Source organism: Flammeovirga sp. OC4, assembly GCF_000812565.1.
Classification (GTDB): Bacteria; Bacteroidota; Bacteroidia; order Cytophagales; family Flammeovirgaceae; genus Flammeovirga.
In genome coordinates, this window is sequence record NZ_JTAM01000004.1 from 1 (window position 1) to 13,721 (window position 13,721).

At 36.4% G+C, this 13,721-nt stretch carries 10 protein-coding genes and 6 tRNA genes; 5 read left to right on the top strand and 11 right to left on the bottom strand.

What is annotated here, in order from left to right:
• The 3 genes from PL77_RS32275 to uvrB form a co-directional block, all read left to right on the top strand.
• Positions 1-190, top strand: a 190-nt coding sequence (locus PL77_RS32275; protein WP_044202157.1) for a hypothetical protein, incomplete at its 5' end; no start/stop codon positions are given.
• 125 nt (positions 191-315) lie between these two features.
• A complete protein-coding gene (locus PL77_RS04250; protein ID WP_052444158.1) occupies positions 316-1,632 on the top strand; it encodes a glycosyltransferase in 1,317 nt (438 codons plus the stop codon).
• A gap of 202 nt (positions 1,633-1,834) precedes the next feature.
• Positions 1,835-3,859, top strand: coding sequence for an excinuclease ABC subunit UvrB (gene uvrB / locus PL77_RS04255; RefSeq protein WP_044202158.1), 2,025 nt, complete (start codon positions 1,835-1,837; stop codon positions 3,857-3,859).
• Between the two features lie 349 nt (positions 3,860-4,208).
• Here uvrB and tuf read toward each other — a convergent pair whose 3' ends face one another.
• From tuf to PL77_RS04275, 4 genes are all read right to left on the bottom strand, one after another.
• The gene (tuf, locus tag PL77_RS04260; RefSeq protein ID WP_044202159.1) at positions 4,209-5,387 is read right to left on the bottom strand and encodes an elongation factor Tu; all 1,179 of its coding nucleotides are present in this window, start codon (positions 5,385-5,387) and stop codon (positions 4,209-4,211) included.
• 65 nt (positions 5,388-5,452) lie between these two features.
• Positions 5,453-5,524: transfer RNA gene (locus PL77_RS04265), tRNA-Thr, on the bottom strand.
• Between the two features lie 136 nt (positions 5,525-5,660).
• Positions 5,661-5,741, bottom strand: a tRNA-Tyr gene (locus PL77_RS04270).
• A gap of 321 nt (positions 5,742-6,062) precedes the next feature.
• Complete coding sequence (locus PL77_RS04275; protein ID WP_044202160.1) at positions 6,063-6,971, bottom strand: Ppx/GppA phosphatase family protein; 909 nt, start codon at positions 6,969-6,971, stop codon at positions 6,063-6,065.
• Positions 6,972-7,070: 99 nt separating this feature from the next.
• Here PL77_RS04275 and PL77_RS04280 point away from each other — a divergent pair, with 99 nt between their 5' ends.
• Positions 7,071-7,979, top strand: a complete 909-nt coding sequence (locus PL77_RS04280) for a DUF368 domain-containing protein (protein ID WP_044202161.1) — start codon at positions 7,071-7,073, stop codon at positions 7,977-7,979.
• 89 nt (positions 7,980-8,068) lie between these two features.
• On the opposite strand, the gene PL77_RS04285 is transcribed toward PL77_RS04280, so the two are convergent.
• The 3 genes from PL77_RS04285 to PL77_RS04295 form a co-directional block, all read right to left on the bottom strand.
• A complete protein-coding gene (locus tag PL77_RS04285; protein ID WP_052444159.1) occupies positions 8,069-8,941 on the bottom strand; it encodes a class II fructose-bisphosphate aldolase in 873 nt (290 codons plus the stop codon).
• A gap of 67 nt (positions 8,942-9,008) precedes the next feature.
• Positions 9,009-10,517, bottom strand: coding sequence for an L-fucose/L-arabinose isomerase family protein (locus PL77_RS04290; RefSeq protein WP_044202162.1), 1,509 nt, complete (start codon positions 10,515-10,517; stop codon positions 9,009-9,011).
• Positions 10,518-10,777: 260 nt separating this feature from the next.
• Entirely contained in the window at positions 10,778-11,683 is a 906-nt protein-coding gene (locus PL77_RS04295) for a carbohydrate kinase family protein (protein ID WP_044202163.1), read from the bottom strand.
• Between the two features lie 131 nt (positions 11,684-11,814).
• Here PL77_RS04295 and PL77_RS30205 point away from each other — a divergent pair, with 131 nt between their 5' ends.
• Positions 11,815-12,678, top strand: coding sequence for an AraC family transcriptional regulator (locus PL77_RS30205; protein WP_052444160.1), 864 nt, complete (start codon positions 11,815-11,817; stop codon positions 12,676-12,678).
• A gap of 426 nt (positions 12,679-13,104) precedes the next feature.
• On the opposite strand, the gene PL77_RS04305 is transcribed toward PL77_RS30205, so the two are convergent.
• The 4 genes from PL77_RS04305 to PL77_RS04320 all read right to left on the bottom strand — a co-directional run bounded on the left by PL77_RS04305 (position 13,105) and on the right by PL77_RS04320 (position 13,667).
• Positions 13,105-13,177, bottom strand: a tRNA-Gly gene (locus tag PL77_RS04305).
• Between the two features lie 220 nt (positions 13,178-13,397).
• Positions 13,398-13,470: transfer RNA gene (locus PL77_RS04310), tRNA-Gly, on the bottom strand.
• Between the two features lie 17 nt (positions 13,471-13,487).
• Positions 13,488-13,568, bottom strand: a tRNA-Tyr gene (locus PL77_RS04315).
• A gap of 18 nt (positions 13,569-13,586) precedes the next feature.
• Positions 13,587-13,667: transfer RNA gene (locus PL77_RS04320), tRNA-Tyr, on the bottom strand.
• Positions 13,668-13,721: the final 54 nt, after the last annotated feature.

Here is a 13,721-nt window from a genome sequence, read left to right on the forward strand (position 1 = left end):
TTATTTTGTTTTATTTAGAAACTTAATTTTCATTGCTCCATTTTACTCTGACACAAAGAATTGTATCATCAAAAAAGTCTTCTTTTACATCATGTTTTTGTTGGCTTTCCGTTCAAAAGCGAGTGCAAAGGTAAGAGCTTGTTTTGAAAATGCAATACCTTATCCAATAAAATATCATCAACAAAAGTAAATACTATACTTTATCACTAATAATCAACATTTTAAAAAACAACTGGAAATTCATTTTTACTCTTGTTATTTCTTCATTCAATAAATAACTAAATTGAACTGTTTTTATAAATGATATTCTAAAGCATGAAAAAAGTCCTTTTTATCACTTATTATTTCCCTCCTTGTGGTGGAATTTCGATTATTAGACCTTTAAAATTAATCAAATATTTACGTTCGGTAGGATGGGAACCTGTATTAGTCACCCCAAAAGACGCCCATTACCCAACAATAGATAAAGGTTTGATCAACGATTTCCCTCAAGATATAGAAAGAATTGAAGTGCCAATTTGGGAGCCTTATAGCTTATACAAGAAATTTACGGCTCGACCTAAGGATGAAAATGTAATGAATGCGTTAGTGGTAAAAGATGAAAAAAGTAAAAGATGGAAAGATAGACTTTCTGTTTTTATTAGAAGTAACTTTTTTATACCTGATGCTCGTAAGTTCTGGGTTAAAAAAGCCGTCAATCAACTTTCAGAATATTTAGAGAATAATCATGTAGATGCTATTTTCACTGAAGGTCCTCCGCACTCAGTAACTTTAATTGGTGCTCGATTAAAAGAAAAATTTAATATACCTTGGCTTTCGGATTATCAAGATCCATGGACACAAATTGATTATTATAAAGAATTAATACTTACTCCTTGGGCAGATAAGTATCATCACAAATTAGAAAAGTTCTGTTTTGATCAAGCTGACGCCACTGTCATTGTCAGTAAAGCTTGGAAAAAAGACCTTGAAGATATTGGAGCGCACAACGTACATACGATTCCATGGGGATTTGACCCTAATGACTTTTCTGAAATTGAAAATATAGAAGCAAACAGTTCAAAGTTTGTCATTACCCACCTGGGATTAGCAGGACATGATAGGGTTCCAAATGAGCTAATGGAAGCTGTTGTTGAATTAGCAAAAGAATCAGAAGAATTCAAGGAAAAGTTCCAACTGCAATTTATTGGACAAATCGACAAAGAGATTTTAGATTGTTTTGAAGAGAACAAACCTCTAGGTGTATTCAAACATATTCCTCAGTTATCAAGAAACGAAGCTCTAAAGCATGGTAAGGAATCTTCTGTTCTATTATTACTATTAAATAAAGCGGATAATGCTTCGGGTAGAATACCTGGAAAACTATTTGAATACCTTGCTTTAGATCGAAATATTCTACTATTAGGCAATAAAAAAGGAAACTCAGCTGAAATTGTATTAGAAACAAATATGGGAACTTGTTTTGAATACAATGAAAAAGAAGAAACAAAGAAGTACTTGAAAGAAGCTTTTAATACTTGGACACAAGAAAGGAAGTTACCTTTGGATCGAAATGAAAAATATAAAAATTACACCTCAGAAAAATTAGTCGGTGACTTTGGGAGAATATTAGATGAAATATCTCAATCCTAAATAAATGATCGAATTCTTTTTTGATTGATTTCGAGTATATCCCACAAAAGTGGTTGGTTCTTTCTAAGCCTTCCACTTTTTTTATTTTCACCCCCTATTTCCTCATCAATAATACAACTTAAAAACACAAAAAGACAATACATCCTCCTCCTGTTTTGATGTTCTTTTTTTGTATATTTATAGACTTATATCAAAGAATTTTATGGATTTCAAATTAGTAGCAGATTTCACCCCTATGGGTGATCAACCGGAAGCCATCAGAAAACTATCTGAAGGAGTGGAGAATGGAGAAAAATCTCAAATTCTTCTTGGCGTTACAGGTTCAGGAAAGACTTTTAGCGTAGCTAATGTAATTAAAGAAACAGGGAGACCCACCCTGATTCTTTGCCATAACAAAACACTAGCAGCTCAATTGTATGGAGAATTCAAACAGTTTTTCCCGGAAAATGCTGTAGAATACTTTATCTCCTATTATGATTATTACCAGCCAGAAGCTTATATCCAAACCACTGATACATTTATCGAAAAGGACTTAATGATCAATGAGGAAATTGAGAAATTAAGACTTGCTTGTACTTCTGCATTGATGTCTGGAAGAAGAGACGTGATTGTCGTAGCTTCTGTATCTTGTATTTATGGTATTGGAAATCCTGAAGAATTTGAAAAAAGTGTTTTAAAGATTTCTGCAGGTGTTCAATATCCAAGACAGCAATTTTTAAGAGATTTAGTTGATATTCTCTATTCTAGAAATGAAGTTGAATTCAACCGTGGTAATTTCCGAGTCAAAGGTGATACTGTAGACATTTTCCCTGCTTATGCTGATTTTGCTTATAGAGTCATTTATTGGGATGATGAAATTGAAGAAATTCAGAGAATTGACCCTGAAACGGGACGAATGATTTCTAGGGAAACCAGTATTTCTCTTTTCCCTGCTAACTTATTCGTGACCGGAAAAGATGTAATTAATGATGCAATTATTGAAATCCAAGACGAATTAGTAGAACAAGTACAATTCTTTGAAAAAGATCACCGTTCTGCGGAAGCGAAAAGAATAAAGGAAAGAACCGAGTTTGACCTTGAAATGATCCGAGAATTAGGCTACTGTTCTGGTATTGAAAATTACTCAAGATATTTTGACAGAAGAAGAGCAGGGCAAAGACCTTTCTGTTTATTGGATTATTTCCCCGATGACTTCTTAATGGTAATTGATGAGAGTCATGTAACGCTTCCACAAATTAGAGCAATGTGGGGAGGTGATAGATCGAGGAAAGTTTCTTTAGTAGATAATGGTTTTAGATTACCCTCTGCTTTAGACAACAGACCGCTTACTTTTAATGAATTTGAAAATGTCACCAATCAAACGCTTTTTGTCAGTGCTACACCTGGTGATTATGAACTTTTACAAACGCAGGGTGAAATTACCGAACAGGTTATTCGCCCTACAGGTTTATTGGATCCAGAAATTGATGTTCGTCCAACTCTAAATCAAATTGATAATTTACTGGAGGAAGTTCAAGCTACTATTGATAAAGGTGAAAGAGTTTTGATTACCACTCTAACAAAAAGAATGGCGGAAGAACTGTCAAAATACCTTGATCAAATTGGCGTAAAATCAACTTACATTCACTCTGAAATCAAACCTTTGGATAGAGTTGAGATTTTAAGAGAACTACGTCTTGGGATTGTTGATGTATTAGTTGGGGTGAATTTACTAAGAGAAGGTCTTGATTTACCTGAGGTTTCTCTTGTCACAATTATGGATGCTGACAAGGAAGGTTTCTTAAGAAATGTCAGATCTTTAATTCAAACCATTGGTCGTGCAGCAAGAAATTCTAATGGACGAGTGATTATGTATGCAGATAAAATGACCGCATCAATGCAAAAAGCTATTGATGAGACAAAGAGAAGAAGACAAATTCAACATGAATATAATTTAGAGCACGGCATCACTCCTACTACAGTGAAGAAATCTCAGGATGCAATTTTAGAACAGACGCAAGTTGCTGATAGAAAAGCGATCGTCAAGAGCTACGAACTGGATGAAAGTGATACAGCAAAAGCAGCTGAGGCTATTTCGGAATATCAAACAAAAAATACTGATGATCTAGAAGCTAAGATTAAAGCGGTAAAACGTGATATGGAGAAAGCAGCGAAAGATCTTGATTTTGTAGAAGCAGCGAGATTGAGAGATATTATGTTTGAGATGGAAAAGTTGAAGAAGGAGTAGTCATAGTTTTATTACTTTCAAACGGTATTTCTACATATTTTCAAGATTACTCTTCCAAGCTACCGTCTTCTTCATTTTTGTCTTAACCCAAAAACGAGGCAAAAAAGTCAAGGCTTAGAAGTCAAAAGCTAAATTTCATTACTCTCGCTTAAATGATTTTAAACTCGCTTTGCTCAAACAAGAAAATCATTTTTAACGGCTCAATCCATGAAATTCTTAACGCTTTTCCCTTCAAGGCCAATAAAGAAAAAGCCATCCCATTGAAAAACGGGATGGCTTTTATATATAAAGAGGTCGTCAATTGCTTGACGACCTCCAAATATGTAAATCAGCTGACGCTGAAAATCGATTACTCGATGATTGTAGTTACTTGACCAGCACCTACTGTACGTCCACCTTCACGGATCGCGAAACGAAGACCTTCCTCCATTGCGATTTCTTTTTGAAGATCAACTGTGATAGTTACGTTATCACCTGGCATTACCATCTCAACACCGTCAGGTAAAGCGATAGTACCAGTTACGTCAGTTGTACGGAAGTAGAACTGAGGGTTGTAACCTTTAAAGAATGGAGTGTGACGACCACCTTCTTCTTTTGAAAGAACGTAGATCTCTGCTGTGAACTTCGAGTGTGGAGTTACAGAACCTGGCTTACAGATTACCATACCACGCTTGATTTGCTCTTTGTCGATACCTCTAAGAAGGATACCTACGTTATCACCAGCTTCACCTCTATCTAAGATCTTACGGAACATCTCAACACCAGTAATAGTTGATGTCATTTTGTCACCTAAACCTAAGATTTCAACAGCGTCACCTGTGTTAGCAACACCTTTCTCAATACGACCTGTAGCTACAGTACCACGACCTGTGATCGAGAATACGTCCTCTACTGGCATTAAGAAATCTTTCTCAACGTCACGAACTGGAAGTGGAATATGCTCATCTACATTTTCCATTAACTCCTCAACAGTTTTAACCCACTTGTCTTCACCGTTTAAAGCACCTAAAGCAGAACCTCTGATGATTGGAGCGTCGTCATATCCTTTGCTTTCTAATTCTTCAGCAACTTCCATTTCAACAAGCTCTAACATCTCCTCGTCGTCTACCATATCAGCTTTGTTTAAGAAAACAACGATTTTAGGTACACCAACCTGACGAGCTAAAAGGATGTGCTCTTTAGTTTGAGGCATAGCACCATCAGTAGCAGCTACTACTAAGATAGCACCGTCCATTTGTGCAGCACCAGTTACCATGTTTTTCACGTAATCGGCGTGACCTGGACAGTCAACGTGTGCATAGTGACGGTTCTCAGTTTGGTATTCAACGTGAGAAGTGTTGATCGTGATACCACGCTCTTTTTCTTCTGGTGCGTTGTCAATTTGAGAAAAGTCTCTTTGCTCAGCAAGACCTTTGTTTGCTAAAACTGATGAAATTGCCGCAGTTAAAGTAGTTTTACCGTGGTCAACGTGACCGATTGTACCAATGTTCAAATGGGGTTTCGAACGGTCAAATGTTTCCTTTGCCATCTTTCTTAAAAAGAATTATATACAATTAATAGATTTCAATCTTCAGATTTTAAAAAGTAAAATCGAGCTGCCGAGGAGATTTGAACTCCCGACCTCTTCCTTACCAAGGAAGTGCTCTACCCCTGAGCTACGGTAGCTTATCGCGGTAACCGCAATCTTCGAGGAAGATTTTCGATTTTCCTTTTATAGAGAATAGTTCATGATCTGAAGAAACATTCACTACACTCTTCTCAACAAATTGGTCTATATAAAAACAGCTTCATTTATTGATAGTGGGAGGGGCAGGATTCGAACCTGCGAAGCCGAAGCAACGGATTTACAGTCCGTCCCATTTGACCGCTCTGGAACCTTCCCAAAAACAGATTTGAGCACTGTAAAAAACAATTCCCGTATCTATTCGAGATGCAAAGGTAAATTGATTTTCAAAAACTTCAAACATCTATACCAAAAATAGATGAAAATAAGGATGAAATAATTCAACTTTTCATGATACACTACCCCCTAAGGGTACCTAATTACGCTATTAAAACATTAAAAACCAACATTTTACAAGCAAAATAAAACAAATTTAAATCTTTGTTAAGAGTGTGATAATAAACCTTACTAAAACATTAAAAATGAACTATTTTCATCAAAAACTACTCATTTATCAGTTTTGGCGAGAAAAATCTTGTATTAAAGTAAGACCAAACCTTCTCTTAACGATCCAGATGAAATGTGTATTTCTTTAACTTTCAGTAAGGTTAAAACATTGAACAATAATAGAGAAGCGGGCACAATCATATCCACTCTTTGAGGAATCAATCCTGGAATTTCAAAACGTTGTTCCCTTGTATACCCCACAAATTTTTGATGCATATTTTTATACTCTTCATAACTCACGTTTTTCACTGATGAAGGTTCGCAATCATGAATCGCTCCATAAACTTCTTGAATCGTCTGGAATGTTCCTGCCGCACCGATGAATTTCAAAGCAGAAAATTTCTCACTTTCTTCTAATAACGGACGTAGTTTTTCTTTAATATATGCACCTAATTTCTCACTATTTTCAAGACTAATGGGGTCTTCATGACAAAATTGATCGTAAAGTCGCTGTGCCCCTATTTCAAAACTTTGTTTCCAAAGCACTTTTTCAGCATCACCTATGATGAATTCTACGCTTCCACCTCCAATATCCATTATAATGGCTGTATCCTGAATAGCAGCATCCGTCTTGACTCCTTTATAAATAACTTCCGCTTCTTCCTCTCCAGAAAGAATATTGACTACAAATCCATACCTATTATATATGTCTAGAATAAAGGCTTCTCCATTGCTGGCAGATCGAACTGCACTAGTAGCCGCCACCTTTACTTCTTCTGCATTATTTTCTTTTATTACTTTATGAAATTTCTCTAATGCATCAAAAGCGCGCTGCATCGCTTCTTCCGTAATTTCTCCATTGGAAATTCCTCCCTTCCCTAATCGAACAAAAATATCCTGTGTGAAAACCGTTTCAACTTTATCTCCAATTATATCAGCTATTAATAATTGAAATGTATTTGTGCCCATATCTATAGAGGCCTTTCTTGTTAGTTCATTCATTTTTATAAAAAATAATATCTGTTTCTAAATTGTTGAAGATGCAAACTTTTTTGTTCGTTTACTTACCTTATCTTTGCCACAAATTATATTAAAGAATCAATGAAAGAAAAACTTTTTATCTTTTTAAAAGGTGTAGCCATGGGGGCTGCGGATGTTGTGCCGGGTGTATCAGGCGGAACAGTTGCCTTTATTACTGGTATTTATGAAAGACTTTTAAATGCTATTAACTCCATAGACCTAGAAGCATTAAAACTTTTATCCAAGTTCAAAATCAAAGAGCTTTGGGAGAAACTAGACCTTAACTTTTTGATCCCTTTATTTCTTGGTATTGGTACTGCATTATTTTCACTGGCAAAATTGATGAAATACCTTTTGGCTAATGAGCCAATTGGGTTGTGGTCTTTCTTTTTCGGGTTGATTATCGCTTCTACTTTATTGGTGAGCCGTCAAGTAAATAAATGGAATGTTGCTTCAATTATTGCATTAATTATAGGTACAGCTTTCTCTTATTATATTACAGTAGCCACTCCAAGTGAAGCTCCTGAAGGAGAAATTTATGTTTTTGTTGCAGGAATGATTGCTATTTGTGCGATGATATTACCAGGTATTTCAGGTTCTTTTATGCTCTTATTAATGGGGCAGTATAATTACATTCTGACTTCTCTTACGGAGTTAAATATCAAAGTAATTGCAATATTTGGAGCAGGTGCTGCGATTGGCATTACTAGCTTTTCAAGAGTATTATCTTTCTTATTGAAAAAATATCACGACTTTACGATTGCTTTATTATCAGGTGTGATGATTGGTTCTTTGAATAAGGTATGGCCTTGGAAAAAAGTAATGGAAACTTATGTTGATAGACATGGCGAAACAAAACCTTTAATAGAAAAGTCTATTTTACCTCAATATTTTGAAGGAGATAACCAATTAGTTTTGGCGATTGTCTTGGCTTTTGTTGGTTTCTTTTTAGTCTATGGAATTGAAAAGTTTGCTTCTAAGGAGGCTTAAATTATAGATCATTCTACAGAAAAAAAATGGATACCTTATATAATTATAATAGGGTATCCATTTTTTTATTTAACGAGAGCTTGATTTGATCAAACAACCAATTCATCTTGAAAATTCACTGCTTTCAATCGATCTACAACCACCTCTTTAATTAATGGCACTACTTCGTTCATAATAAATGGAGGGTAAGCATTTTTACCAGCTTCATTCATACGTTTCAATGCTTCTTGCATATAAGTGGTATGGACGATTGTACCGATATTAATTTTGCTCATCCCCATCGAAATGGATTTCTGAATATCTTGATCAGGAATTCCTGTTCCTCCGTGCAGTACTAACGGTGCTGGAATCGCATCTGCTATTTCTCCTAGTCTTCCAAAATGAATCTTTGGTTCTTGAGGCGTGAAACCATGTGCTGTTCCTATTCCAACAGCCACGATATCCGGGTTTGCCTCTTCATATAATTGTGTAACATCTGCTACGGATGCTAAAAAATCATCATCTGATTTCACTTCTACTCCCCTTCCTAAAATTTTTCCAATTTCAGCTTCAACGACGACATTGGCTGATTTTGCATACTCCACCACTTCCTTTGTCATTTTGATGTTTTCTTCCAAAGGTTGTTGAGAGCCATCAATCATTACCGAGTCGTACCCTGCATCAATAGCTGCTTTACATTGGTCTACAGAAGTACTGTGATCCAAATGAAGGAATACTTTATTGTGCGCATTCAGTCTTACACCTTCCACCATTTTAGCAAAAACCTGAGGAGTGATCAAATCCGCTACAGGTGGGTAAGTCATGACCATTACATGTGTATTCATTTCATTTGCAGCCTCTACTACAGCTTTTAGGTCATAATTGTCATTGACATTGAAAGCGGCTAAACATCTTTCTGATTTTCTATAGGCTTTAAAAAGCTCGTGCAATGATGAAAATTGTTCTGAAAATTTCTTTTCCATAATTATAAGATGATAAGTGGCCATGCTTTATTTAAGCATGACCATTTTTTTGATGAAATGAATTGTTCTACAGACTATGACCGTATAAGTGGTCAAGATTTTTGGGAATATCAATCTGACTTACATCCAGCCAGTGATTTAATGTTTCTAATTCTTTTAGGAAATGTCCTCTGCCAATGATCCAGTGATGATCACAACCATTATTCAATACAGCAGACAATACATCCTTCGCTTCATAAACTTCAGGCTTCACTTCTGCATAGCTACCTCTGAAGGCCATTTCTGAAGAAAGAATTTCCCCTTCGAAGTTAAATACTCTTGCTCCGTCAGGGTACTGGTATTTTGCGATGGTTACTGGACCTGTTTTCTGCAAAAACTCCAGTAACATTCCCATACTGCTTTCAATGCTATAATTTTCAAGGATACTGTGATTTCTCACTTCAAAACCCGTCTCCTCGTTGATTAATTTTGTAGGTGCTCCCCCACAATGCCAGAAACCTATTCTATCATTTCCATTATCTATCAATGATAAATCTACTAATGTAGGTATGCCTTCCATCAACGTCACTTGATTCATCACAACCATTGTCAATAAAGCGCCCATATCTGATTCATCGGCCACTGGGATTCCAATATCTTGAATCAACGCTCCTGCTCCATCACCAGCAATTCCATAATGATCAAATAATTCTGGCCAGTTTTTCAGACCTATCCCTATATAATTTTGTTGACGACTAAAATCTGCCACTGCTAATGACAAACGGATACATTTATTGATCTGCTCAGGTGTTACATTATTAAACTTGCAAAGCGGATGGAAAAGTAATGCTTCTCTAATTTCATCAATATCCTCTTCCTTAAACTTCTGTCCGTGCTTCCAAATCGTTTCAAAATCTACTCTATCTACAATCAAACCGTAGCGTTCCAACAATGCAATTTCATTCAATTCACAATCATAGAAACCTGGCACTCTAAACCCACCGATCATACCAATCATTCTTTGGTTCATCGATGCTTTAGCGTAAGCCGCTTTCGCAAATGGCATTACTCTTTCCGACAAACGATCTGACTCAGGATGTTCAAAAAGCCAAGAATATTTCACATTGCTAGAGCTTAAAATATTCAATAGGAAGTTCTGACCACACAAACGGTTATTGACTAACCTACCGCCTGTCGCTTCATCATGCGACCAGCTTAATACAGGAATAGCATGTTGTTTTAGCCATCTTGCTAATGTTGCCGCCAAGTCACCTGCGATATAAGAACCTTGATAAATAACCAATGCATCTATTCCTTCTTTTTCTACTGACTGCAACCAATCCAGCATTTCTTCCTTTGTTTGCAAAGGTCCTTTTGAGATTGAAAGTTGAAAGAAGTCTCCAGGTAAAGCTTTTTGAAGGTTTGTCTGTGCTACTTTATAATTCTTTTTGATAGAAGCCCAGTCAAAATGTTCTTCCAAGCCGATGCCCACCAATCCTACTTTGGCTACATACTGTGGTTTTGCAGGTTGGATTAGTTTTTCAAATAGATGACTTACAACGCCTTGTTCAACTGGGTTTGATGCTACTGTTTCCATTGATTTCTTTTGATTAAATGTGTTATTATTTAAGTACTAAGACACAAGCAATCGAACAATAATTACGTGCACCATGACTGAAGTCATGGGCAGGTTATACTGACTCCACCAACACTAAAGTGTTGCTTACGTTATCAATCTTCAAGACTTTAGCCTTGATTAGATTGTTATATCACTTGCCCATAGTTTTAACTATGGTGCACGAAACACTCGCTTACTTTTGTCATAGTACTTATAGAGTAATTGATAATGTGTTTACATTATGCTGTTGTTTCGATTAAAGGAAGATTTTCTTCCATGTCTTTTCGTGAAGGAAATGAAGTTCGGCCTCCAAATACTTTTGCCACTTGAGAAGCGAAGAAACTACCATAGTTCATTCTTTCTCTTAATGACATCCCTTGCAGTACTGCGGAAGCATACGCCGCATGAAAGGCATCCCCACAACCTGTTGTATCTACAACCTTTACCTTATAAGCTGGCTGATGTATAATCATTTCCTCTTCTAAAGCGTAAGAACCATTTGCTCCATCTGTCACGACTACCTGTCCTTCGGTTAACTTGGAGAGCACCTTAACGCAGTCTTCAATTTTCTCAGTCTTGGCTAGTTTTTGAGCACATGTAAGCGGTAAGATCGAATGTGTTGCTAACTCCAACATTTCTTTCATTGTCGCTTCCTCACCTGCTTCCATATCCAATACAGTTGTAATTCCTTTTTTCTTAGCAAGCTTTAATAGGTGAAGATTGATTTCAGTATCATATCCATCTACAAGAATCAGCTTTGTATCACTTAGCCATTCTTCTTTAAAATCTGCCGGGATGAAGGAAGAGTAATTGTCCATTGAATAAAGGACTGTACGTTCTCCTTTATCATCCACCTGAACAATAGCTATTGCAGGCGTTGCATTTTCCTTTGACACAAACAGCGTATCCACAACACCATGCCTTTTCAGTTCTGCTCTTGCTATATCACTCAGCGTATTCTCTCCAAAATATCCTAAAAAACCGATATCATGACCCAATGCTGCTATACCACTTGCTGCATTTCCTGCAGGAGCACCACCTTGCACAATGATTTTTTCACACTCTGTTTTTTCGCCGTAAGGAACCTCATTTGGTACGGCAACTAATAAATCGACTACATTTAGTCCACTACATATCACTTCCATACTTCTTTGCTTTAGTTTAAGACAAAATTATGGTGTGATTATTACGTTTAATAAATTCAATATTTTACGATTTGTGTACTATATTGTCCAATAACTACTAAATCACAAGAACAACTAACAACATAGCGGAAATGAGAGCAAAACTAGAGGTTATTCCTAAGCAACTAGATCATTCTATTCACACTTTCATTTATGATGATGAGAGGTTTAATTCCCCTTGGCATTATCATGAAGAACTAGAATTGACATATGTATTAAAAAGTAATGGGATACGATATATAGGCAATAGTATTCAACAATTTCAAGCAGGCGACCTTGTATTAATTGGCTCTTCATTACCTCATGCTTGGAAAAATGTTGAGAATTATCGTCAAGGGGCTTCATCTGTTTACGTACAATGGAAGGCGGAGCAATTCAATGCAAAGATTACGGGCATTAAAGAGTTCATGAAAGTTGGGAAAATGCTTGAAAAAGCGAGAGCTGGTATTGTATTTAAGAAATCAATGATGACCGAGAATGTTGGTCAGATGCTTTTAGCATTACATCAATCTACTGAAATGCCAAGAATGATCCTTTTCTTACAGATACTACATATCTTATCAGAATTAAAAGACTATCAAATCTTATCAGAACCTATCGAGACTTTTATTTCTCAAAAGACAGATAGCAGAGTCGATAAAATCATTCATCATATTGAAGATCATTACAACAGCCCCATACAAGTGATTGATGTTGCTGAACTGTGCTGTATGACAAAGTCTTCTTTTTGTAAATTCTTTAAGAAAAGGTTCAATAAAACATTCACTCAGTACTTAAATGAGTTTAGGATACATATAATATGTCAGGAATTGCAAGATAGTAATCAGCCAGTAACACAAATAGCAATGGATTGTGGATATGAAAACATGTCGTACTTCCACCGTCAGTTTAAACAAGTCATTGGGATGACTCCTGCTCAATACAGGAAAAAGATAATAGCTATCAGTGATGGGTAAACTTAATAATCGTCAACTTTTAATCTATACTTCTACAAGCTTTCTAGGTTCTTCTTTCAACCTTCCTTCTTCTTCATTTTTGTCTTAACACAAAAACGAAGCAAAAAAGTCAAGGCTTTGAAGTCAAAAGCTAAATTCCATTCCTCTCGCCTAAATGATTTTAAACTCGCTAAAGCTCAAACAAGAAAATCATTTTTTACGGCTCAATACATGAAATTCTTAACGCTTTTCCCTTCAAGGCCGAGAGAGCACTACCAAATTAATAGGGTAGAAAGCCCCCTTACACGAATGTTAAGCGTTCACGTAATTAGTTTTTAGATATCTTCAGAAATTTCCTAATTTCTAAATGTCCAAATATTCGAAAACTTGGTTACGATATAAAAGGTATAAAATGCAAAAAGGTCAACCATTTCTGATTGACCTTTGAGCGGATGACGAGGCTCGAACCCGCGACCTACAGCTTGGAAGGCTGTCGCTCTACCAACTGAGCTACATCCGCAATAATTATTTTGGTGACACAAATATAATCACCTGAAATTGGAAATTCCCAATAAAAACCAATATTTCCTTTGGTGAAATCTTTAACTGACTGTACTTCTAGGATTAAAAAACAATATACATTCAGCATAAATGAAATCAACACCTATAGAATAAGGTCACTCAAAAAGAGACAAAGGTTTTAAAACGCAAAAAGGTCAACCGTTTCCGATTGACCTTTGAGCGGATGACGAGGCTCGAACCCGCGACCTACAGCTTGGAAGGCTGTCGCTCTACCAACTGAGCTACATCCGCAAGATAAAATAAAAGTGTGGGAGGGGCAGGATTCGAACCTGCGAAGCCGAAGCAACGGATTTACAGTCCGTCCCATTTGACCGCTCTGGAACCTTCCCATTAAGTAATTCTGATTGTGGGAGGGGCAGGATTCGAACCTGCGAAGCCGAAGCAACGGATTTACAGTCCGTCCCATTTGACCGCTCTGGAACCTTCCCAGATGCCCTCAATTACTTAATTTTTACACTCTGTCTTATCTTTTTATCGTGACC

What these genes read in the sequence shown, in the direction of transcription:
- PL77_RS04250 (WP_052444158.1), top strand. Translation starts at nt 316, where the DNA reads ATGAAAAAAGTCCTTTTTATCACTTATTATTTCCCTCCTTGTGGTGGA.
- uvrB (WP_044202158.1), top strand. Translation starts at nt 1,835, where the DNA reads ATGGATTTCAAATTAGTAGCAGATTTCACCCCTATGGGTGATCAACCG.
- tuf (WP_044202159.1), bottom strand. Translation starts at nt 5,387, where the DNA reads ATGGCAAAGGAAACATTTGACCGTTCGAAACCCCATTTGAACATTGGT.
- PL77_RS04275 (WP_044202160.1), bottom strand. Translation starts at nt 6,971, where the DNA reads ATGAATGAACTAACAAGAAAGGCCTCTATAGATATGGGCACAAATACA.
- PL77_RS04280 (WP_044202161.1), top strand. Translation starts at nt 7,071, where the DNA reads ATGAAAGAAAAACTTTTTATCTTTTTAAAAGGTGTAGCCATGGGGGCT.
- PL77_RS04285 (WP_052444159.1), bottom strand. Translation starts at nt 8,941, where the DNA reads ATGGAAAAGAAATTTTCAGAACAATTTTCATCATTGCACGAGCTTTTT.
- PL77_RS04290 (WP_044202162.1), bottom strand. Translation starts at nt 10,517, where the DNA reads ATGGAAACAGTAGCATCAAACCCAGTTGAACAAGGCGTTGTAAGTCAT.
- PL77_RS04295 (WP_044202163.1), bottom strand. Translation starts at nt 11,683, where the DNA reads ATGGAAGTGATATGTAGTGGACTAAATGTAGTCGATTTATTAGTTGCC.
- PL77_RS30205 (WP_052444160.1), top strand. Translation starts at nt 11,815, where the DNA reads ATGAGAGCAAAACTAGAGGTTATTCCTAAGCAACTAGATCATTCTATT.